Origin of the sequence: Candidatus Darwinibacter acetoxidans (genome assembly GCF_041936445.1) — a bacterium.
In the GTDB taxonomy this organism is placed as follows: Bacteria; Bacillota; Limnochordia; order Darwinibacteriales; family Darwinibacteriaceae; genus DTU010.
In genome coordinates this window covers 1-20,317 of sequence record NZ_JBHGXH010000114.1, presented here as the reverse complement: position 1 = coordinate 20,317, position 20,317 = coordinate 1, and the positions used below count along the sequence as shown (strand labels likewise).

The 20,317-nt window shown below is 60.1% G+C and carries 23 protein-coding genes; 20 read left to right on the top strand and 3 right to left on the bottom strand.

Annotated features, from left to right (window positions below; translation table 11 throughout):
- Positions 1-45: 45 nt before the first annotated feature.
- From rpmH to ACE4YL_RS03855, 11 genes are all read left to right on the top strand, one after another.
- Positions 46-180 (top strand): 50S ribosomal protein L34, encoded by a 135-nt coding sequence (gene rpmH / locus ACE4YL_RS03905; RefSeq protein WP_461359832.1) that lies wholly within the window; start codon positions 46-48, stop codon positions 178-180.
- 30 nt (positions 181-210) lie between these two features.
- Positions 211-576 carry a ribonuclease P protein component gene (gene rnpA / locus ACE4YL_RS03900; protein WP_461359833.1) on the top strand — a complete coding sequence of 122 codons (366 nt, stop codon included), beginning with the start codon at positions 211-213 and terminating at the stop codon, positions 574-576.
- On the top strand, positions 569-775 hold the full coding sequence (yidD, locus tag ACE4YL_RS03895) for a membrane protein insertion efficiency factor YidD (RefSeq protein WP_461359834.1): 207 nt from the start codon (positions 569-571) through the stop codon (positions 773-775). The genes rnpA and yidD overlap by 8 nt, the downstream gene beginning before the upstream one ends.
- Positions 776-794: 19 nt before the next feature.
- Entirely contained in the window at positions 795-1,418 is a 624-nt protein-coding gene (locus ACE4YL_RS03890; RefSeq protein ID WP_461359835.1) for a YidC/Oxa1 family membrane protein insertase, read from the top strand.
- Positions 1,419-1,434: 16 nt separating this feature from the next.
- On the top strand, positions 1,435-2,064 hold the full coding sequence (gene jag, locus ACE4YL_RS03885; protein ID WP_461359836.1) for an RNA-binding cell elongation regulator Jag/EloR: 630 nt from the start codon (positions 1,435-1,437) through the stop codon (positions 2,062-2,064).
- Positions 2,065-2,144: 80 nt separating this feature from the next.
- Positions 2,145-3,533 (top strand): tRNA uridine-5-carboxymethylaminomethyl(34) synthesis GTPase MnmE, encoded by a 1,389-nt coding sequence (gene mnmE, locus ACE4YL_RS03880; RefSeq protein ID WP_461359837.1) that lies wholly within the window; start codon positions 2,145-2,147, stop codon positions 3,531-3,533.
- Positions 3,534-3,547: 14 nt separating this feature from the next.
- A complete protein-coding gene (mnmG, locus tag ACE4YL_RS03875; protein WP_461359838.1) occupies positions 3,548-5,422 on the top strand; it encodes a tRNA uridine-5-carboxymethylaminomethyl(34) synthesis enzyme MnmG in 1,875 nt (624 codons plus the stop codon).
- Positions 5,419-6,150 carry a 16S rRNA (guanine(527)-N(7))-methyltransferase RsmG gene (gene rsmG / locus ACE4YL_RS03870; RefSeq protein WP_461359839.1) on the top strand — a complete coding sequence of 244 codons (732 nt, stop codon included), beginning with the start codon at positions 5,419-5,421 and terminating at the stop codon, positions 6,148-6,150. Before mnmG ends, rsmG begins: the two co-directional genes overlap by 4 nt.
- 99 nt (positions 6,151-6,249) lie before the next feature.
- A complete protein-coding gene (locus ACE4YL_RS03865; RefSeq protein ID WP_461365345.1) occupies positions 6,250-7,134 on the top strand; it encodes a ParB/RepB/Spo0J family partition protein in 885 nt (294 codons plus the stop codon).
- Complete coding sequence (locus ACE4YL_RS03860; RefSeq protein WP_461359841.1) at positions 7,127-7,891, top strand: ParA family protein; 765 nt, start codon at positions 7,127-7,129, stop codon at positions 7,889-7,891. Before ACE4YL_RS03865 ends, ACE4YL_RS03860 begins: the two co-directional genes overlap by 8 nt.
- Entirely contained in the window at positions 7,888-8,736 is an 849-nt protein-coding gene (locus ACE4YL_RS03855; protein ID WP_461359842.1) for a ParB/RepB/Spo0J family partition protein, read from the top strand. Before ACE4YL_RS03860 ends, ACE4YL_RS03855 begins: the two co-directional genes overlap by 4 nt.
- Before the next feature lie 170 nt (positions 8,737-8,906).
- On the opposite strand, the gene yyaC is transcribed toward ACE4YL_RS03855, so the two are convergent.
- Positions 8,907-9,503 (bottom strand): spore protease YyaC, encoded by a 597-nt coding sequence (gene yyaC / locus ACE4YL_RS03850; RefSeq protein WP_461359843.1) that lies wholly within the window; start codon positions 9,501-9,503, stop codon positions 8,907-8,909.
- Positions 9,504-9,623: 120 nt separating this feature from the next.
- Here yyaC and ACE4YL_RS03845 point away from each other — a divergent pair, with 120 nt between their 5' ends.
- The 6 genes from ACE4YL_RS03845 to gcvPB all read left to right on the top strand — a co-directional run bounded on the left by ACE4YL_RS03845 (position 9,624) and on the right by gcvPB (position 15,822).
- Positions 9,624-10,634, top strand: coding sequence for a hypothetical protein (locus ACE4YL_RS03845; protein WP_461360046.1), 1,011 nt, complete (start codon positions 9,624-9,626; stop codon positions 10,632-10,634).
- A 69-nt stretch (positions 10,635-10,703) separates the two neighbouring features.
- Positions 10,704-11,231, top strand: a complete 528-nt coding sequence (locus ACE4YL_RS03840; RefSeq protein ID WP_461358264.1) for a tetratricopeptide repeat protein — start codon at positions 10,704-10,706, stop codon at positions 11,229-11,231.
- Positions 11,232-11,524: 293 nt separating this feature from the next.
- Positions 11,525-12,598 (top strand): glycine cleavage system aminomethyltransferase GcvT, encoded by a 1,074-nt coding sequence (gcvT, locus tag ACE4YL_RS03835; protein ID WP_461358263.1) that lies wholly within the window; start codon positions 11,525-11,527, stop codon positions 12,596-12,598.
- A gap of 41 nt (positions 12,599-12,639) precedes the next feature.
- Positions 12,640-13,017: a glycine cleavage system protein GcvH gene (gene gcvH, locus ACE4YL_RS03830; protein ID WP_461358262.1), complete on the top strand. Its 378-nt coding sequence runs from the start codon at positions 12,640-12,642 to the stop codon at positions 13,015-13,017.
- A gap of 4 nt (positions 13,018-13,021) precedes the next feature.
- Complete coding sequence (gcvPA, locus tag ACE4YL_RS03825) at positions 13,022-14,365, top strand: aminomethyl-transferring glycine dehydrogenase subunit GcvPA (protein ID WP_461358261.1); 1,344 nt, start codon at positions 13,022-13,024, stop codon at positions 14,363-14,365.
- Positions 14,362-15,822 carry an aminomethyl-transferring glycine dehydrogenase subunit GcvPB gene (gene gcvPB / locus ACE4YL_RS03820; protein ID WP_461358260.1) on the top strand — a complete coding sequence of 487 codons (1,461 nt, stop codon included), beginning with the start codon at positions 14,362-14,364 and terminating at the stop codon, positions 15,820-15,822. Before gcvPA ends, gcvPB begins: the two co-directional genes overlap by 4 nt.
- A 78-nt stretch (positions 15,823-15,900) precedes the next feature.
- Here gcvPB and ACE4YL_RS03815 read toward each other — a convergent pair whose 3' ends face one another.
- Positions 15,901-16,782 (bottom strand): peptidylprolyl isomerase, encoded by an 882-nt coding sequence (locus tag ACE4YL_RS03815; protein ID WP_461358259.1) that lies wholly within the window; start codon positions 16,780-16,782, stop codon positions 15,901-15,903.
- Between the two features lie 132 nt (positions 16,783-16,914).
- Between ACE4YL_RS03815 and ACE4YL_RS03810 the strand changes: the two genes are divergently transcribed.
- A complete protein-coding gene (locus ACE4YL_RS03810; RefSeq protein WP_461358258.1) occupies positions 16,915-17,097 on the top strand; it encodes a DUF951 domain-containing protein in 183 nt (60 codons plus the stop codon).
- Positions 17,098-17,141: 44 nt separating this feature from the next.
- Entirely contained in the window at positions 17,142-18,200 is a 1,059-nt protein-coding gene (locus ACE4YL_RS03805) for a P-loop domain-containing protein (protein WP_461358257.1), read from the top strand.
- Here ACE4YL_RS03805 and ACE4YL_RS03800 read toward each other — a convergent pair.
- On the bottom strand, positions 18,182-18,640 hold the full coding sequence (locus ACE4YL_RS03800) for a QueT transporter family protein (protein WP_461358256.1): 459 nt from the start codon (positions 18,638-18,640) through the stop codon (positions 18,182-18,184). The genes ACE4YL_RS03805 and ACE4YL_RS03800 overlap by 19 nt on opposite strands.
- A 65-nt stretch (positions 18,641-18,705) precedes the next feature.
- Between ACE4YL_RS03800 and ychF the strand changes: the two genes are divergently transcribed.
- Positions 18,706-19,773 (top strand): redox-regulated ATPase YchF, encoded by a 1,068-nt coding sequence (ychF, locus tag ACE4YL_RS03795; protein ID WP_461358255.1) that lies wholly within the window; start codon positions 18,706-18,708, stop codon positions 19,771-19,773.
- Positions 19,774-20,317: the final 544 nt, after the last annotated feature.

Genomic DNA, 20,317 nt, shown 5'->3' with positions numbered 1-20,317 from the left:
CGCTTTGAATGTCATGTTCTCAGTGTGGTGAAGGGAGGATTCAGCGTGAAGCGGACGTATCAGCCTAAGACGCTTAGAAGGAAGCGCCTGCATGGCTTTCGTGCTAGAATGCAGACCCCCGGAGGCCGCAGAGTGTTGGCTCGCCGGCGCAGGAAGGGGCGGAAAATCTTAAGTGCCTAACCGATCTGCGGGTACTCGGGAGGTTTCAGCGTGGAGCGATTGAGGAATCCCCGGGAGTTTTCTTTTGTTTACAGCAAGGGGACCCCTTATTTTGGCAGATACGTGGTGGTATCTGCCCTGCCCACCGGAAAAGCTGTAAGCCGGGTGGGTTTTGCGGTGAGCAAGAAGTTAGGCACCGCGGTGACCCGCAATAAGGTGAGGAGAAGACTGAAGGCCATAGTACAGGAGTTGAAAGACCAGTTCTCACCTGGCTACGACGTGGTGATAGGTGCGAAACGCAGCGCCGTGGGGGCGAGTTTCGCACAGTTGAATCAAGACCTCCGCTGCACCCTGGAAAAGAGCGGCCTTTTGGCCGGTGCGGCGGAGGCCGCTGGAAGCGGTGAAGAGCATGCTTAAGCTGGCAACACTGCTCATTAGGGGATATCAGAGGTTCATCTCGCCGCTCCTGCCCAGGAGCTGCCGGTTTTACCCGACCTGTTCTGAGTACGCTCGCCTGGCCATCAGCAAGCATGGCTGGAGGGGATTGTGGTTAGCCATCAAGAGAATTGGCAGATGCCATCCTTGGCATCCGGGAGGATTTGATCCCGTTCCTTAACTGATTGGAGGATTTGGCGTTGAGTGCGATTATGGATTGGCTGGCCGGGGGGCTGGGATGGATACTTAACCAGCTTGTGCAGTTAACCGGAAGTTATGGGCTTAGTATCATTCTTTCTACAGTGATTGTCCGCCTGCTGCTCTACCCCCTGATGGTGAGTCAGACGAAGAATATGGCGGCCATGCGCAAGCTGCAGCCGGAATTGGAGAAGCTGCAGCAGAAGTATGGCAATGACAAAGAGAAGTACCAGCAGAAGATGGTGGAGCTCTATAAAGAGCACGGCATCAACCCCTTGGGCGGCTGTTTGCCCATGCTGGTACAGCTTCCCATTTTGTGGGCGTTTTTCCGGGTATTAAGCGGCAGCGGTTTTGGGGAAGGGGCTAAGTTTTTGGGCTTGTGGGTTTTGAGCCAGCCCGACCCCTATTACATTCTTCCCATTCTATCCGCAGCCACCACCTACATCCAGTCCAGAATGACCGTTACCGATACATCACAGAAGGCCATGCTGTTTGTCATGCCCATCATGATCGGTATTTTCAGCTTGAGTTTCCCTTCAGGGATGGTCATCTACTGGATCACCAGCAACCTGTTCAGCATTGCACAGCAGGCCTGGATGAACAGGCTGTACCCGTTGACTGATTAAGAGGAGGCGCCGGGCAATGGATTTTATTGAAGTGGAAGCTCGTTCCGTGGACGAGGCGATTGACGAAGCCCTTGCCAAGCTGCAGGCTACACGTGATGAAGTGGAGATAACTGTTTTAGAGGAAGGCACCAAGGGGTTTTTCGGCATCCTAGGAAGCAAGCTGGCCCGGGTCAGGGTGGAAAAGAAACGGTCCCCGCAGGAGGTTAAGCTGGAAAAGGCCATCGAGTTCACCAGCGAACTCCTGCACCATATGGACATCCCGGCCAGGGTTGTGGGCGAAGCGGATGAGGAAGCCGTTTACCTCCGCATCGAAGGCGATGATCTGGGCATCCTCATCGGCCGCAAAGGGCAGACCCTCCAGAGCCTGCAGTATCTGATCGGTCTGGCCGTGAACCGCGGCGATGGCGAGTGGATGCGCATCAATCTTGATATCGGCAACTACCGGGCCCGCCGGGAGCAGTCGCTGCGTGCCCTGGCCCACCGGGCGGCCCGCCGGGTGGAGGAAACGGGACGCAGGGTGGCCTTGAGTGCCATGAGCCCAGCGGAGCGCCGCATCGTCCACCAGGCGCTGAATGACTACGCCGGGGTAACCACCCAAAGTGAAGGGCAGGAACCCTACCGCCGGGTGGTCATCCTGCCGAAATAAGGCTGGCGCAAGCAGGGGGTGCACTTCCGTGGTGCGCCCTTTTTTTGTTTTGTGGTAGAATAACTTCTGAGGTGATGGGCATGGCAGGCGAGACCATTGCTGCTGTGGCTACCCCTCTGGGCGAAGGCGGTATCGGGATTGTGCGCCTGAGCGGCCCGGAGGCCCTGGCCATTGCTGACCGCATGTTTCAAAGGAAAGACGGCCAAAGCCTTCTGCAGCAGCCCACATATACTCTGCGCTATGGCAAGGTGGTGGATCCCAAAACAGGGCGTAAGCTCGATGAAGCCATCGCAGTGGTCATGCGCGCCCCCCACTCCTATACCGCCGAAGATGTGGTGGAAATCCAGTGCCACGGCGGCGTTGTGGTGGTGCGGGAAATCCTGAACCTCGCCCTGGAGCTGGGGGCACGCTTAGCTGAGCCCGGGGAGTTTACCAAGCGGGCCTTTCTCAACGGGCGCTTGGATCTCGCCCAGGCAGAGGCGGTGATCGATCTTGTTCAATCCCACACCCGCCTGGGTTTGGAGGTGGCCGTGGATCAGCTGGAAGGAAGCCTCAGCCGCCGGATCGCCCAGATCCGGGAGGGCTTGTACGATCTGGCCGTGGGCATTGAGGCCAGCATCGATTTTCCCGAAGATGACCTGCCCGAAGTTGAGCTGGATGAGGTGGAGCGGGGCCTCCGGGCCAGCCTTGAACAGATCGAAGCCCTGCTGGCCACCGCAGATGATGGCAAGATCCTGCGGGAAGGGTTGAAGACGGTGATCACCGGCAAGCCCAATGTGGGCAAATCGAGCCTGCTCAACACCTTGCTGGATGAAAACCGGGCGCTGGTTACCGATATTCCCGGCACCACCAGGGACACCATAGAAGAGGTGGTAAGCCTTAAGGGCGTGGCCCTGCGGCTGATCGATACGGCCGGCATCCGGGAAAGCAGTGACCTGGTGGAGCGGCTGGGGGTGGAACGCAGCCTGCAGCTGCTGGAGGAGGCGGATCTGGTCCTGCACGTGCTGGACCGCAGCGTCGCCTTGACCCCGGAAGACTTCCAGATTCTGGACATGACCAAAGGCAGCCGCCGCATCTTGCTGGTGAACAAAACCGACCTGCCCCCCGCCTGGGAGCTGCAGGATTTGGGGGAGATCGACTCGCCGGTGCTGGAAATCTCCCTGGTTGCGGAACCGGAGCGGGTTGTGGCCGCCTTGAGCGAGGCCATCTTAGATCTGGTGGGCCTGGCTGCGGTGCACAGCTCCGCGGGGTCCCGGGCGCTTGTTACCAGGGCCCGGCATAAGCAGGCCCTGCAGGAGGCCAAAAGGTTCTTGGAGGAATCCCTGCGTACGCACCTCGCGGGGCTGCCTTTAGATCTGGTTGCCGTGGACCTCTACCAGGCTCTGGAAGCCCTCGGGGAGATCACCGGAGAGACGGTGCGGGAAAACGTGCTGGATCGCATTTTTGCCGAGTTCTGCATCGGTAAGTAGGAAGGGATGTAGTTATGCCGCGCACTTATGAGTATGATGCAGTGGTGGTGGGAGCTGGACATGCCGGGGCGGAAGCGGGCCTGGCTCTGGCGCGCCTGGGCCACCGGGTGCTGGTTGTCACCCTGAACCTGGATAATGTGGCCCTGCTGCCCTGCAACCCCAGTATCGGTGGTTCGGGCAAAGCGACGCTGGTCCGGGAAATCGATGCCTTGGGCGGCGAGATGGGCCGGAACTGCGATGCCACTTTGATGCAGATGCGCCTGCTCAACACCAGGCGGGGGCCCGCGGTGCAGTCCCTCCGCTGCCAGCTGGACCGCAAGCTCTATCAGCGGCGCATGAAGTATGTCTTGGAAACCACCCCGGGGTTAGACCTCAAGGAAGGCCAGGCCACCGATCTGCTGGTGGAAAACGGAGAGGTGCAGGGCGTGGTTCTGCGGGGCGGTATGAAGGTCTATGCCCCCGCGGTGATCCTGGCCACCGGCACCTACCTGCGCAGCGTGATCCACATCGGCGAGCTGAACTACGTGTCCGGGCCCCAGGGCCAGCATACCGCGCTGGAGCTTGCGGAGTGGTTGAAGAAGTGGCTGCCGGTGGTGCGCTTCAAAACGGGCACCCCTCCCCGGGTTAACCTGCGCTCCATCGATTTTTCCAAGCTGGAGAAGCTGCCGGGGGATGCCACCCTGCCCGGGTTTTCCTTCGAAACCGAGGGACTCACCATCGAGCAGGTGCCCTGCTGGGTGACCTACACCACACCGGAAACCCACCGCATTATCCGGGAGAACCTGCACCGCACCGCCCTTTACGGCGGAGCCATCAAGGGTACCGGGCCCCGCTACTGCCCTTCCATCGAGACTAAGATCGTGGAGTTTCCCCAGCGCGACAGCCACCAGGTGTTCATCGAACCTGAGGGCTGGCAGACCAACGAGGGCTATCTCAGCGGCTGCTCCACCTCCCTGCCCCTGGAGGTGCAGGAGGAGATGCTGCGCACCATACCAGGTCTGGAGAATGTGGAGATCATGCGCCCCGCCTACGCCATTGAATACGACTGCCTGGATCCCCTCTGCCTCCACCCTTCCCTGGAGACGAAGGAGATTCGGGGGCTGTTCTGTGCCGGGCAGATCAACGGCACCTCGGGCTACGAGGAGGCGGCGGCCCAGGGGATCATGGCCGGCATCAACGCGGCACGCTACCTCCAGGGGAAAAAGCCGGTGATCATCCCCCGCTCCCAAGCCTATATTGGCGTGCTCATCGACGATCTGGTCACCAAAGGGGTGACGGAACCCTACCGGATGATGACCTCCCGGGCGGAATACCGCCTTTCGCTGCGTATGGACAACGCCGATATTCGCCTCACTCCCCTGGGCTACTCCCTGGGGCTGATCAGCCCGGAGCGCTATGCCGCCTTCCAGGCTAAGCAGGAAATGGTGGATGCGGAGGTGGCCAGGCTGTCCGAGACCACCGTACGGGGCACGGCGGATGTCAATGAGAAGCTGGTGGAGCTGGGCACAGCCCCCCTCAAGCATGGCGTGACCCTGGCGGATCTTCTGCGCCGGCCGGAGCTGAAGTATGACGACCTGGTCCATTTCAGCGAGCTGCCGGAACTGCCCCGGGCCGTGCGGGAGCAGGTGGAGATCCGCATCAAGTATGAAGGGTATCTCACCAGGCAGGAAGCGGCCATCGAGCGCTTTTTGCGCATGGAGAATAAGCTTCTGCCGGAGGATCTGGACTACGCCAAGATCAAGGGCCTCTCCAAGGAAGCCGTGGACCGCCTCAGCAGCGTGCGGCCCATTTCGGTTGGCCAGGCTTCCCGCATTTCCGGCGTTACGCCTGCGGACATCAGTGTGCTTTTGATCTACTTGGAGCAGGAGAAACGGAGGGCGGAAGTATGACCTTTGCCGGCGGTCCCTTTGCAGAAGTGCTGCGGGAGGGCCTGCGGTCCTGGCAGCTGGCCCATCTGGAGGACAGGGTCCCGGCCATGGTGCGCTTTGCAGAGCTGGTGGAGCGCACCAACCGGGAGCTTAACTTGACCCGCATCGTGGAACCCCAGGAGATGGCGGTGAAGAACTTCCTGGACAGTTTGAGCCTCCTGCTGGTGGACTGGCCGGAAGAGCTGCGCTGCCTGGATTTGGGCACGGGAGCAGGCTTTCCCGGCGTTCCCCTGGCCCTCGCCCGGGAAGGCTGGGAGATCACCTTGCTGGATTCCCTGCGCAAAAGGCTCGCTTTCCTGGATGGGGCCGCTGGGGAGCTTGGGCTGGCCAATGTCTCCACCCTGCATGCCCGGGCGGAAGATGCGGGCAGGCAGGCACAGCATCGGGAAAGCTATGATCTGGTGGTGAGCCGGGCTGTGGCTTCCCTCCCGGTCCTTTTGGAGCTGGGCACTCCCCTTGTGAAGGTGGGCGGTGTGTTTGCGGCCTATAAGGGAGCGGAAGTTGAGGCTGAACTGGAGAGTGCTTCCCGGGCCATGGAGATCCTAAAGGTCAGTTTAGAACGGGTGTTCCCCCTGGAGCTGCCCCTGGGGATGGGCGGGCGCACCATCCTCCTCTTCCGCAAAGAGGCCCCCACCCCATCTGCTTACCCCCGCCGGGCGGGGATACCGGAAAAACGACCGCTGCAGTAGGTCCCCTAGATCAGGGGGCCTTTTTGTTTCCGGCTTTGGTCTGGAAGGAACTTCCCTGTCCATACAGAAGTAACTAGTATCTGTGGGAGAGGTGAGCCTATGAAGCTGACCGATGTCCTGTTGAGACGGAAAAGCGGTGCAGTAAACCAGGAAGAGTCCCCGGGCGGCTGGAGTGAAGAAGTCCAGGCCGTTCCGGTCCACCTGATCACTGCCGGGAAATATCAGCCCCGCCAGGAGTTTGACGATGAGTCGTTGGTGGAGCTGGCGGAGAGCATCCGCCTCCACGGCTTGCTGCAGCCCATCATGCTGCGCCGGGCGGCTGTGGGGTATGAGCTGATCGTGGGCGAGCGCCGCCTGCGGGCCTGTAAACTGTTGGGATGGGAAGTGATCCCCGCGATCGTGCGGGACGTGGATGATCGGGAAGCGGCGGAGCTGGCCCTGATTGAGAACCTGCAGCGGGAGGATCTCCACGTCCTGGAAGTGGCCGAGGGTTACCAGCGGCTGCTCAGCGAGTTTAACTTAACCCAAGAGGAGCTCGCCCAGCGCTTGGGCATCAGCCAAGCCAGCGTGGCCAACAAACTGAGGCTGCTCAAACTGCCGGAGGAAATCAGGGCAATTATTTCCCGGGAAATGTTGAGCGAAAGACATGGACGGGCCCTGCTGCGGCTGCGCACGACCGAACAACAGTTCGAGGTTTTGGGGAGAATCGTTAAGGAAGGACTGAGCGTCAAGCAGACGGAGGAACTGGTTGAGGCTTTGCTCTCTTCCCCGGAGCCTGGTCCCCGCCGGAAGCAGGATCGGGGCGCGGGCAAGCAGAAGTTAGTCATTAAGGATCTCCGCATTTTTTCCAACAGCGTACACCGCTTAGCCAGAACACTGCAGGCCAGTGGACTTGTGGTGCAGGTGGACGAGGAAGAAGACGATGAGGTTTACCAGGTTGTGATCAGGGTGCAGAAAGGCCGAGGGAGTGAAGGGCATGGCTAAAGTGATTGCAATCGTCAACCAAAAAGGCGGAGTGGGGAAAAGCACAACGGCGGTCAACTTAGGGGCTTATCTCGCTTTAGCCGGCAAGAAGGTGCTCCTGGTGGATATCGATCCCCAGGGGAACGCCTCCAGCGGCGTGGGCGTGGACAAGCGGAAGGTCACCCGCTGTATGTATTCGGTGCTCATTGATGGGGATAAGATCGAGCACATTATCGCGCCAACAGACATTGAGAACTTCCATGTGGCCCCCGCCACCATCGACCTGGCGGGAGCCGAAATCGAGCTTGTGTCCACCCTATCCCGGGAGTTCCGCTTGAAGAAGGCTTTGGATTCGGTGCGGGACCGCTATGACTTCATTATTATAGATGCCCCTCCGTCCTTGGGCCTGCTCACCATCAACGGCCTGACTGCAGCCGATTCGGTCTTGGTGCCCATTCAGTGCGAGTACTATGCCCTGGAAGGCCTCAGCCAGCTGGTGAGCACCATTGCCATGGTGCAGGAACACCTCAATCCGACCCTGGAGTGGGAAGGTGTGGTGATGACCATGTACGATGTGCGCACCAATTTGTCGCAGCAGGTCATTGAAGATGTGCGCACCTATTTCCAAAACACTGTGCGGGTGTACCAGTCGGTGATTCCCCGCAACGTGCGCTTAGGCGAGGCGCCGAGTTTTGGCAAGCCCATAGCGCTCTATGACCCCAAGAGCAAGGGTGCGGAAGCCTATGCCAGCTTAGCCCAGGAGGTCTTGAACTCATGAGTACGCAGAGATTAGGCAGAGGTTTGCGGGCGCTCATTCCGGAAACGGAACCGGAACGTCCCGGCGGCGAGGTGCAGCAGATTGCCCTCGAGCTCATTGAGCCCAACCCCTACCAACCCAGGGAACATTTTGATGAGGAGAAACTGCAGGAGCTGGCCCAGTCCATCGCTGAGCTAGGGCTCTTGGAACCGGTCCTGGTTCGGCGCACCGGCCGCACGTATCAGCTGGTGGCCGGGGAAAGGCGGGTGCGGGCGGCCCGCCTGGCGGGGTTGAGTGAGGTCCCAGCCTTGGTCCGGGATTTCGAGGATCAGGAAGTGATGCAGGTGGCTTTGATTGAAAACCTGCAGAGGGAGGATCTCAATCCCATCGAAGAAGCCCAGGGATACCAGCGCCTAATTGAGGAATTCGGCTTTACCCAGACCCAGGCGGCCAAGGCCGTGGGGAAGAAACGCTCCACCATCGCCAACGCCCTGAGGCTTCTGAGTCTAGATGAAACGGAACGGCAGATGGTGCGGGACGGCCTGCTGTCGGTGGGCCATGCCAAGGTGCTCCTGGGTGTGGCCAACAAGAAGAAGCGTACGGAGCTGGCTAAGAGGGTCGTGGCTGAGGGGCTGAGCGTGCGGCAGCTGGAGGAGCTGGTGAACAGTGAGCGCAGCGTGTCCCGCCGCAGCCGCCGAGGGGCAAAGGCCAAGAGCCCGGAGCTGGTCCAGTTGGAGGAGGAACTACAAAGGCGGCTGGGCACCAAGGTGTCGGTTACCTATCGTAAGGGCGCGGGCCGGATCTCCATTGAGTATTACTCCGACGAAGAACTGGAAAGGCTGCTGGAGCTAATCGGCAGGATCTAAAAGGGAGTGTTCCACGTGGAACAATCTCCGGTCTTGTCAGATGAATATAAAGATGTTCCACGTGGAACAGTCCTTCTGGGTTGGGAAGTGTTCCACGTGGAACATTTCTTTTGCGTTGACCCGCCAAACCCTGGATCCCAGAGGGGTGTTCCACGTGGAACACCGAGCCGCTAAAGCCGGGAAAAGGGGCCCAGGGCCACTTCCGCCTTGGAGGAGTGGCTGCCCAGGTAGAGGAGGAGAGCCTCGGCAATCACCTCTGCCATGCTCAAAACCAGGCTCAGCCTGGTGTTCTGCAAAACCGCGTGCTCCAAGAAACCAGAGGCATTGACCACACCGATGATATGGTAATCGCCCACCGGAGGCAGCTGCTTGTTCACGCCGGTACCGGGCTGCAGCGGGCCGCGTTTGATGGAAATATAACCGATACTTTTCACCCGGCCCAGGCAGGCGTCCACGGCAATAACCGTGCTCTTCCGGCTCTGGCGGCGGATCATCTCAATGGTCTCCGCCAGGTTCAGGGCGTGCACCGGCTGGTGAATGGTTCCGTACACGCATACGCTGGGGGGCAGCAGTCCCCTGTCCTGGTGCCTCACCAGGGCCGAGCCAATAAACGGACCCAAGGAATCTCCCGTGGAGCGGTCCGTGCCCACACAGACGATGTCCACAAAGGGACGGATGGGGAGGGAAGCTAAGGTGACCGCCAAATAGGACGCGGCCACGGGCTCACTCCAATGGATACGCCCCAGCACATCTGCATCTTCCAACATCCGGCCACCTCCCGCCGCCCATTCTTCTGCTAGTATATGCTCTGGCTTGAAATTTATGCCTACTTGTCCCCTAACATGGAACGGAACTGGTCCGAATAGGGTGGAAGCGGGGGTGATGCAGTGGGAGTGTGGGGGGTAACTGGGCTCTTCGTGGCCGGGGTGGTGGGCGCGGGGTTCGCCACCGGGAAGGAACTGGTCGTCTTCTTTGTGCGCTACGGACGGGCCGGGCTGGCTGGTGTGGTCTGGGCTGCACTGCTTTTGTGTGCAGGTACCGGCCTGATTCTCGAAAGCTGCGCCCGCCACGGCGTCAGCTCCTATGGCGAGCTCCTGAAAGCGCTGGAGCCCAGGCTCAGCGGCCTTTTTGACGGCTTGTACAGCCTGTTTTTGCTAGTGGGCACAAGCGTTATGTTTGCCGGCTTGGCCGCGGTGGGTAGATCAAGCTGGCAGAGCGAGCTCCTCAGGTTCGGTTCCGCGCTCCTGGTCTACCTGCTGCTCCGCCGGGGTACGGGACTTGTCATTAAGGTGAGCGGCTGGATCGCCCCGCTGCTTGTGGGCTTTCTGTGCCTGATGGGAGTGGTTCAACTGGCCAATCATGGCTTGACCTGGGCCCAGCCCTTCGTGGAAAGGGGAGGGCTGTGGAAGGCCCTGGAGGCAGGAACCCTCTACGCCTGCTACAACCTGGGCTTTGCCCTGGCCTTTCTGGCCGCCAGCCACCAGTACCTGAAAACCCGGGGCCAGCGCTGGGCCATGGCCGCGGTGGGCAGCGGCGTCTTGGGCCTGAGCATGCTCCTTTTGTACCTGGCCCTGGGCACCCTCGGCGCGGCGGAGCTGGGGGATGCTTTCCCCCTTTTCCATCTGCTCTCGGCTTGGGGAGCCCCTGCTCAGAGGGTATATCTTCTCCTCCTCTGGTGCGCCATGTTCACCACCGCGGCGGCCAACAGTTTGGCTTTGGCCAGCCGGCTGGCGGCGCTTCCCTGGCTGAACTGGCCTGGAGCGGCCCTTGTTGCCGTTGGCACCGGCACGGTCCTCTCCCATCTGGGCTTCAGCTGGCTGATCCAGATGGCCTACCCCATCCTGGGGCTGGTGGGCCTTTGGCTCATGGCTCAGCTCCTGTGGCATGCTGCCGCCTAGTGTGGCTTTTGTCCCGCTTTTTAGGTATAATGAAACAAACGATCTCGTACATAGGGGAGGTGGTCAGCTGTGACCGCCCGCAGTGAGGAACTCTACAGCCAAGCGCTGTACCACATGGACAAATGGGAGCTGGACAAAGCGGAGGAAATCCTCAGGCAGCTCCTGGAAGAAGACCCGCAGCACGCCCCGGCCATGAACAAACTGGGGGTGATCTTTGCCCGGCGCAAGGACCTGCGCCAGGCGGAAATCTGCTTCAACGAGGCCCTAGCCATGGACCCCACCCTGGCCAGCGCCCACTCCAACCTGGGGAACATCTATGCCGAGCGGGGCTGGCATGATCGGGCCAAGGCTGCCTATGAACAGGCTCTGCTCTTAGATCCGGACAACCCCACCGCCACCCACAATCTGGGTGTTTTGTACCGCAAGACCGGGGATATCGCCAAGGGAGTGAGCCTGATCAAGCAGGCCAGCCGCGCCGAACGCCGACGCCTGCGCAGCGAGGTGCGCTCCAACCCCGAGACGAAAAAGGTGGTTCAGGCGGGCTGGGTGATCATCGCCATCATCTTCTTCATCATCTTATACTTCCTGAACAGGTAGAATCCACAGAGTTGTCCACAGGCCCTGTGGATAATGTGCATAACTTGGGGAAACGATCCCGCTAGCGCCGTTTGCGCCGCCAGATGAGGATCACGGTTTTGCGGCGCGCCTTAAGTAGAGGATCCACAATCCGCTTAAGCAAAGACACGGCCTATCCCCCCTTAACAAAGGGTAGTAGCCCTTTATATTATCCACGAGTTGAGAATTGGTGACAGGAGGAAACTAGTTTCTGGTGGAGAAGAACTTGGTAAGATTTCAGCGCTGGGCTGGAAGAAAGGAAAGGAGAGGGACAAGTGAAACAGACGCCGCTTACTGCCAGGCACCGGGCCATGGGTGCCAAGATGGTGGAGTACGCGGGCTTTGAGATGCCGGTGCAGTACACCGGCTTGGTGGAGGAACACCTCACTGTGCGCTCCAGCGTGGGCATTTTCGATCTCACCCACATGGGTGAATTCGAGGTCACAGGTCCCGGAGCCCTGGACACCGTGAACAGGCTGGGCAGCAACGATGCCAGCCAGCTGAAGGTGGGTGAGATCCAGTACACCTGCCTGACCAACGAGCGGGGCGGGATCATCGACGATATCCTGGCTTACCGCACTGAGCAGGGCTTTTTGCTGGTGGTCAACGCCGCCAATACGGCTAAAGACTACGCCTGGATTGAGCAGAACCTCCAGCCAGGCACGGAGCTGGTGGATCGCAGCGGAGAAGTCACCCTGATTGCCATCCAGGGGCCCAAGTCCCCGCCCTTGGTGGAAGAGGTGCTGGGGGTATCCGTGGCTGAGCTGCGCAATTATACGTTTATGGAGCCGGAGTACAAAGGTGTGAAGGTGCTCCTTTCCCGCACCGGGTACACCGGTGAAGACGGCTTCGAGCTGTACTTCCCCAACGCCTTCGCGGAAGAACTCTGGGATGCCTTCCTGGCCCAGGGGGAGAAATACGGAGTCAAACCGGTGGGCCTGGGGGCCCGGGACACTCTGCGTTTAGAGGCCCGCATGCCCCTTTACGGCAACGACATCGATGAGGATACCACACCCCTGGAGGCGGGCCTGGGGCGCTTTGTTAAGCTGCACAAGGAGTTCACCGGCCGCGACGTCCTGCTCAAGCAGAAGGAAGAGGGGCTCCAGCGCAAGCTGGTCGCCTTCACCATGCTGGATCGGGGGATTCCCCGCCAGGGTTACCCCCTGCTCAGCCTGGATGGGGAAGAGATTGGGGCCGTGACCAGCGGCACCCACTCGCCGAGTTTGGGCTATCCCATCGGGATGGGCTATGTACGGATCGATCTGGCCAAACCGGATACGGAAATCCGAGTGCAGATCAGGAATAAACTAGCCCGGGCCAAGATCATCAAGGGCCGCTTCCTGGCTTAGCTGGCCGGGCTAGATAGAGAAAACAACGAGGAGGTTTCATCATGAGTGAGAAACTGCTGTATACCAAGGAGCACGAGTGGGTTCTGGTAAAGGGCAGCGTTGTCCGGGTCGGTATCAGCGATTACGCCCAAAACGAGCTGGGCGACATCGTTTTCGTGGACCTGCCGTCCGTGGGTGACGTTGTGGAAGAAGGCGAAGGCTTTGCTGTTTTGGAGTCGGTGAAGGCTGTTTCCGACGTGTATGCTCCGGTGAGCGGCAGGATCGTGGCTGTGAACGAAGCTTTGGAAGACAGCCCGGAACTGATCAATGAATCTCCCCTGGATAAAGGCTGGATCGCGGAGATCGAGCTGGACGATGCGGCTCAAGTTGGCGATCTCATGAACGAACAGGAGTACGCCGAGTATCTGAAGGGGGTCTAACCAAGTGCGGTATATCCCCATCACAGAGGATGAAAGGCGGGAGATGCTAACCAGCCTGGGCTTGGAAAAGATCGACGATCTCTTCCAGGACATTCCCCAGGAGGCCATCTTCCAGGGAGAACTGGACGTTCCCGGCCCGTTAAGCGAAGCGGAGCTGATCCGCCATTTCCGGGAGCTGGCAGCTAAAAACCAAGATGCAACCAAGCTGGTTTCCTTTTTGGGAGCCGGTGTGTACGATCATCTGACGCCCAGTATCATCAAGCACATCATCGGGCGGGGCGAATTCCTCACCGCCTATACGCCCTACCAGCCCGAGATCACCCAAGGCGTGCTGCAGAGCATTTTTGAGTACCAGACCATGATCTGCGAGCTCACCGCCATGGACGCGGCCAATGCCTCCATGTACGACGGGGCCAGCGCCCTGGCGGAAGCCTGCCTCATGGCCTGCGCCGCCACCAGGCGGGAACTGGTGATCCTGCCCGCGACTTTGCACCCCGAGTGGCAGGAAGTGGTCCGCCTCTACCTGGAAAACCAGGATGTGGCCATGGTCTATCTGCCCCAGGATCCGCAAACAGGCACGGTGGACCTCAGCCGGTTGGATGAAGTACCCTGGGCGGAGGCTGCCTGCGTTGTGGTGCAGCAGCCCAACTTCTTCGGGCTCTTGGAACCCGTCGCGGAACTGGAAAAGCGCGTCCATGAAAACGGGGGTCTTTTGGTCATGGCGGTGGATCCCATCAGCCTCAGCCTGCTGAAACCCCCCGGGGAGCTGAACGCCGATATCGTGGTGGGCGACGGCCAGAGCCTGGGCCAGGCCATGGGCTTTGGCGGGCCGGCCTTTGGCTTTTTCGCCACCACAGACAAGCTGATCCGGCGCATGCCCGGCCGGGTGGTGGGGGAAACGGTGGATGCTGAAGGAAAGCGGGCCTTCGTGCTCACCCTGCAGACCAGGGAGCAGCACATCCGCCGGGAAAAGGCCACCTCGAACATCTGTTCCAACCAGGCCCTCAACGCCCTGGCTGCCACCATCTACCTGAGTGTCCTGGGCAAGCAGGGCTTTAGGGACGTGGGGTACCAGTGCCTGCAGAAGACCCACTATCTGAAGCAGCGCCTGCTGGAGATTCCTGGCCTTAAGGCAGCCTTTTCGGCGCCCTCCTTTAGGGAGTTCGCCCTGCGGGGCGCCGTGGACTGGGCCGAGATCAACAGGCGCCTTTTGGACCACGGCTTTTTGGGCGGCCTGCCCCTGGCCAGGTTCGGCCAGCCTGAACTGGCCCTGTTCTCCGTCACCGAGGCACGGACGAAGGCAGAAATGGACGCCTTTGTCAGCACGCTAAGGGGGTTGATCTCATGACCGTACGTGCCAATGTCCCCTTGATCTTTGAACGCTCCACGCCGGGCCGGCGGGGCTACCGCTTGCCGGAGCTGGATGTACCGGAAACACCCCTGGAGGAGCTGATTCCCCAGGAATACCTGCGCAGTGAACCGCCACAGCTGCCGGAAGTGAGCGAGCCGGAAGTGGTGCGCCACTACACGCAGCTTTCCAGGCTCAACCACGGGGTGGATGTGGGCTTTTACCCCCTGGGTTCCTGCACCATGAAGTACAACCCCAGGGTGCATGAGGATCTGGTGAGCCTGCCGGGCCTCAGCGCCATCCATCCCTACCAGCCGGAGGAGACGGTGCAGGGCGCGCTGGAGCTCATCTACAACCTGGGCGAGCACCTGGCGGCCATCGCCGGGCTGGCCAAGACAAGCCTGCAGCCTGCAGCGGGGGCCCACGGGGAACTCTCCGGGCTCATGGTGATCAAGGCCTACCACAATCACCGGGGCGAGGGACACCGCAACGAGATGATCGTCCCCGACTCGGCCCACGGCACCAACCCGGCCAGCTGCGCCATGGTGGGCTACAAAGTGGTGGAAGTGCCCTCCGATGAGCGGGGCGGAGTGGATGTGGAGGCCCTGAGGAAGCTGGTTGGCCCCAACACCGCGGGGCTGATGCTCACCAACCCCAACACCTTGGGCCTCTTCGATGAGAACATCTGTGAAATCGCCGAGATCGTCCACGCCGCGGGCGGCCTGCTCTACTACGATGGAGCCAACGCCAACGCGATCTTGGGCATCGTGCGGCCGGGGGATACGGGTTTTGACGTCGTCCATTTCAATTTGCACAAAACCTTCTCCACTCCCCACGGCGGAGGCGGGCCCGGTGCCGGTCCCATCGTGGTCTCCAAGGAGCTCGCGCCCTTCCTGCCGGGACCTGTGGTGGAAAAGGAAGGGGATCGGTTCCGCCTGGTTATGCCTGAGCATTCCATCGGGCGGGTGCGCTCCTTCTACGGGAACTTCCTGGTCTACGCCAAGGCCTATGCCTACATCCTCTCCCACGGACCGGAAGGCCTGCGGGAAGTGAGCGAGACCGCGGTGCTCAACGCCAACTACATGATGAACAAACTGAAGGATGTTTTCGAACTGCCCTACGACCGGATCTGCATGCACGAGTTCGTGCTCTCCGGGTCCGGTCTGAAGAAGCACGGTGTGCGCACCCTGGATCTGGCGAAACGCCTCTCTGACTACGGTTACCACGCACCCACAGTGTACTTCCCGCTGATTGTGGATGAGGCCATCATGATCGAGCCTACCGAAACAGAAGCCAAATCCACCTTGGATCAGTTCATAGAAGTGATGCGCCAGATCGCCAAAGAGGCCGAGGAGCAGCCGGAAATGCTCACCTCCGCACCCCACAACACACCGGTGAAAAGGGTCGATGAGGCCCGGGCAGCCAGGCATCCCGTTCTGCGCTGGCGGAAAGCATAGTTCAAACGGCAGGATCAAGAAAAGCGCCCATTCCCAGCTGGGAAGGGCGCTTCCTTATTTCCCATTTCTTCAACCTAACTATTTAGGCTCCCAGAGAATCTCCAGACTAGCTTCCTGTTCCAGTTTAGCCACGTAGCTCTGGAAATCCAGGGCATTGGACCGGCGGTAATCCTGCTCCACCTGCTCGGCCACTTCAGCGTAGTTGGCCGTCTTCGCTTCCTGCCTGGAATGGACCGTGACCACATGCCAACCGTAGACACTTTCTGCAATGCCGAAGGCGCCAACTTCCAGGCCAAAGGCCAGGGACTCAAACTCGGGCACTGTGAGGCCCTCGGTGATCCAGCCCAGGTAACCGCCTTGGGTTACTGTACCGGGATCCAGAGAGTGTTCAGCGGCCAGATCGGCCAGGTCTGCCCCTTCTTCCAGCAGGGCCAAAAGCTCCTGGGCCTGCTCTTCAGTGTCCACCAGGATGTGGCTGACTTCCACCGCCAGGGGTTGGTCATAGCGGTTCCGGTTGGCTTCAAACCACTGCTGCAGCGTTTCTTCGGTCACTTCCACCTCAGCGCCGGCCAGGGCAGAAACCAGCATGTTCCAGCGGAGCTGCTCCCGGAACTGCCGCTCGCTGATGCCGTTCTGCAGCAGCATAAGCTGCATCATCTGCGGTCCGCCCAGCTGAGCCACGATCAGCTCCCATGTTTCGTTGAACTCCGCTTCATCGACGCTGATCTCCATCTGTTCAGCCTTCTGCCGGATCAGTTCCTTCTGGACCAGCTCCTGCAGGGCGTAAAAACCGTACTCAGCTTCCAGGAGATCTAAAAACTGCTGCCTGGTTATGGCAACACCGTTCACCTTGGCCACAACCTCCGCGTCAGCGCCGCTTTCCGCCAGCGTGGCCAGGGGAGCAGCGAAAATGGACAGGGCAAGAATGGCAACTAAAAGCAGGGCATTAATCCTTTTCAAGTAGGTCATCCTTTCATCCAGACTTTGATCTCCCCTCAATAGTTCTGCGCCAGGGGGGAATACCCTCTAAATAATTGCCGAAAACCTATGCTATAATAATTGCAGTACAGGGAAATCTTGGGGGGTATCGCCATGCATGAAGTGGGGCAGATCTTGACGCTGCGCAAGAAGCACCCCTGTGGGGGCCAGACCTGGGAGGTAATCAAGCCCGGGGTGGACACGCGCCTGAAATGCACCACCTGCGGCCGGGTGATCCTCATCCCCCGGGATAAATTGGTGCGCCAGATCAAGGGGCAGAGCACGCCTCCGCGGTGAAGAATATACTGGGAGCAGTCGAGCAACTAGAGGGGGGCTGTGCAGTGCCAGTGCGCAGGCTGTTTGCGGGAAGCAACAGCGCCAAGGGTTTCCATTCCTTTTTTCACCACATTATCGGCGAGGACGCCCGCCGGGTGTACCTGCTTAAGGGCGGGCCCGGCACGGGCAAATCACGCCTGATGAAAGACCTGGCGGAAAGGCTGGCGGCAGAGGGCCTTTCCGTAGAGCTTTTTTTCTGCAGCTCCGATGCCCATTCGCTGGACGCCTTTGCCTGCGGGGAATTGGGGGTGGCGGTGATGGACGCCACCTTTCCCCATGTGCAGGAGCCCGCGTGGCCCGGCTGCCGGGATGAGTTCCTCAACCTTGGGGAGTTTTGGGATGGGGAGAAGCTGGCCCAAAAGAGGGAAGAGATTGCCGCGGCCGGAAGGAAAAAAGGGGTCCATTTCCAGGCGGCCTACCGCTACTTTGCCGCGGCCCTGGCGGTGGAAGAAAACGTCGCGGCCAGAAGCAGCGGGAACAAACTGGATGTAAGCTCCGCCCTGGAGGAGATCCTCGGGCCCATCCGCCGCGCCGGGAAGGCTGCCTTGACACCCCAGAAAACCCGGCGCCTTTTTGCTTCCGCCTTAACTCCCCAGGGGTATGTGAGCGAGATCGGCGCTCTCAGCGCCGGCTTCACCAGGTATATCTTCACGGGCCCCCCAGGTGCGGGGCAGTTCCACTACCTAGAGCTGATCCTAAGCCAAGCGGAGCTGGCAGGGCTTCAGGTGGAGGCATTTCACTATCCCCTGGATCCGGGTAAGCTTTTGCACCTGCTCCTGCCTGAGCTGAACCTGGCGGTGCTCACCGCAACCGCTCTGGAGCCTTTGGAAGACCTGGCCGGCCGGCGCCTGATCTGCGGCCGGGGAGGGGAAGGTGGGGCAAACGCCCGGGATCGCCAGCTCTTCAGGGAGCTTGTGGATTTGGGCATCGCCGAGCTCCAGAAGGCCCAGGCTGTCCACGCCGGAGTGGAAAGCATCTATGCTGCAGCCATGGATTTCAGCGGGGTGGATGCCCTGCGGGAGCGCCTGGTGGAGGAAATCCTCTCTTATAAAAACCGGTCCTGATGCCTTTGGATAAAGCGCAAGAGGGGAATGCCCAGCCCCAGAACGACCACCGACTGGCCGAAGCCGATGCTCAGCACCAAGAGCCAGTAGGAAGGGACTTCCAAGATAAAGCGCAGGTACAAGCTGATCAAAAAGGCATTGAGCACGATGGGGGAAGCGTAGGGTATAACCGGATGCCGGCGGTAGCGGTAGGTAAGATAGGCCGCGAGCAGACTCACCAGGCTGCCCCCGAAAATGTCCCAGGGACCGTTGCCGCCCAGGACGTTGGCCAGGAGCGTGCCTATGTAGATGCCTCCGATGGCTTCCGGGTAGACCATGGGCAAGAGGGTCAGGGCCTCGGCCACCCGAAACTGAATGGGCCCGAAGCTGGCAAATTGAAAGGCAAAGACCAAGGCGATGTAGGCGGCGGCGATGATCGCGGCCCTGGTTAGTCGCCGCATGGTAGAATCCTCCTTTACGACTGCGCGTTCGCTCTTTAGTTTACCTTGTTCCGGAGGTGAAATCAATGGCGCTGCGGATCGGCATCATCGGCCTGCCCAATGTGGGCAAATCAACGGTGTTCAACGCCCTCACCGGGCTGGATGTGCCGGCACTGAACTACCCGTTTTGCACCATCGAACCGAACCAGGGAGTGGTACTCATTCCCGATGAGCGCCTGCTGGCCATCGCCCAGGTGAGCCAGCCCCAGATCCTCACAGGCGCGACCATTGAGTTTGTGGACATTGCCGGCCTGGTGAAGGGGGCCAGCAGGGGAGAAGGTTTGGGCAACCAGTTCTTGGGGCATATCCGGGAGGTGGATGCCCTGGCCCACGTGGTGCGCCTGTTTACCAATGAAGATGTGGCCCACAGCACCGGTACCGTGGATCCCCGGCGGGATGTGGAAATCGTAGACCTGGAACTGATGTTGGCTGATCTGGAGACCATCCGCAAGCGCCGGGAGCGGACCGAAAGGATGCTCAAAACCGGAGAGGCCAAGTACAAAGAAGAGCTGGAGCTGCTGGAAAAGTACCAGGCCGCTCTGGAGCAGGGCATTCCCCTGCGCCGCACTTCCCTCCCAGCTCTGCCAGGTCTGCCGCTCCTTTCAGCCAAACCGGTGGTGTATGTGCTCAACACCGATGAGGAAAACCAAGAGGCCCCCGGGGATTTCCTGGCCTGGGCGGCGGAAGAGGGCGCGGAAGTGATCACCATGGCTGCGGATTTTGAGCGGGAACTAACCCGCTTAGATCCGGAGGAAGCGAAGCTGTTTTTAGAGGATGTCGGTATGGACAAGCCTGCCCTGCACCGCCTGGTGGAGGCGGGCGTGCGCCTTTTGAACCTGATTACCTTCTACACCATCAAGGGTGAGGAAACCAGGGCCTGGATCATTCCCCGGGGCCTTCTGGCGCCCCAGGCTGCGGGACGGATCCATACAGATATGGAGCGGGGCTTTATCCGGGCGGAAGTGATCCCCTGGGATGTCTTGGTGCGGGAAGGCTCGGTGCAGGCCTGCCGGGAGCAGGGGCTGCAGCGCATTGAGGGCAAGGACTACGCGGTGCAGGATGGCGATGTGATCTTCTTCCGCTTCAACGTCTGATCTGCTTATCAGAGGAGAAGCAACCCAAAACGCCGATGGAAACGGAGTTCTGGGCTGCTTGCTTTTGCGCAACTATCCAAATTACACTTCTAACATGGTACAATGGAAATAGCAATAAATGCCAACCAAGAAGGGCGGTGCTGTTTGTGGCGGCCGTGTGCATCTGAGCCATGGGCTGTTCCCTCCCGCTTGACCCGTTCCCCGCCACCCTGCCATTTCCAGCCGGGACGGAGGGGGTGCCGGCTCTTCGACGAAAGGCGTCCAGCCGTTGGTGACGAGGCCAGGAGGGCCTGGGATTGGCAAATGGAGATCGCGGCTGAGTATCCCCAAGCCCAGATCACAAGGACCTTTGGCGGTAAGCAGTATACCTTCAGGTACAACAACTTCGACGGTGTTTTGATTATAGAGTTCCCCCTGGATTAAGGCGGCCCTAATGTTTGACTTCGATCTAGTGCGGTGGTATAATAAACCTGCCCTTGCTCTAGGCGGGAGCCTAGGGCCATTTGTCCAGAGGGGAGGTGAAGCTGCGGTGCGTGAGTATGAG

Excerpts from the sequence above, each read along its gene's own strand:
- ACE4YL_RS03810 (WP_461358258.1), top strand. The coding sequence starts at position 16,915 with ATGCATGAAGTGGGGCAGATCTTGACGCTGCGCAAGAAGCACCCCTGT.
- ychF (WP_461358255.1), top strand. The coding sequence starts at position 18,706 with ATGGCGCTGCGGATCGGCATCATCGGCCTGCCCAATGTGGGCAAATCA.
- ACE4YL_RS03855 (WP_461359842.1), top strand. The coding sequence starts at position 7,888 with ATGAGTACGCAGAGATTAGGCAGAGGTTTGCGGGCGCTCATTCCGGAA.
- ACE4YL_RS03865 (WP_461365345.1), top strand. The coding sequence starts at position 6,250 with ATGAAGCTGACCGATGTCCTGTTGAGACGGAAAAGCGGTGCAGTAAAC.
- rsmG (WP_461359839.1), top strand. The coding sequence starts at position 5,419 with ATGACCTTTGCCGGCGGTCCCTTTGCAGAAGTGCTGCGGGAGGGCCTG.
- yyaC (WP_461359843.1), bottom strand. The coding sequence starts at position 9,503 with ATGTTGGAAGATGCAGATGTGCTGGGGCGTATCCATTGGAGTGAGCCC.
- gcvH (WP_461358262.1), top strand. The coding sequence starts at position 12,640 with ATGAGTGAGAAACTGCTGTATACCAAGGAGCACGAGTGGGTTCTGGTA.
- mnmG (WP_461359838.1), top strand. The coding sequence starts at position 3,548 with ATGCCGCGCACTTATGAGTATGATGCAGTGGTGGTGGGAGCTGGACAT.
- ACE4YL_RS03860 (WP_461359841.1), top strand. The coding sequence starts at position 7,127 with ATGGCTAAAGTGATTGCAATCGTCAACCAAAAAGGCGGAGTGGGGAAA.
- jag (WP_461359836.1), top strand. The coding sequence starts at position 1,435 with ATGGATTTTATTGAAGTGGAAGCTCGTTCCGTGGACGAGGCGATTGAC.
- yidD (WP_461359834.1), top strand. The coding sequence starts at position 569 with ATGCTTAAGCTGGCAACACTGCTCATTAGGGGATATCAGAGGTTCATC.
- gcvPB (WP_461358260.1), top strand. The coding sequence starts at position 14,362 with ATGACCGTACGTGCCAATGTCCCCTTGATCTTTGAACGCTCCACGCCG.
- ACE4YL_RS03800 (WP_461358256.1), bottom strand. The coding sequence starts at position 18,640 with ATGCGGCGACTAACCAGGGCCGCGATCATCGCCGCCGCCTACATCGCC.
- mnmE (WP_461359837.1), top strand. The coding sequence starts at position 2,145 with ATGGCAGGCGAGACCATTGCTGCTGTGGCTACCCCTCTGGGCGAAGGC.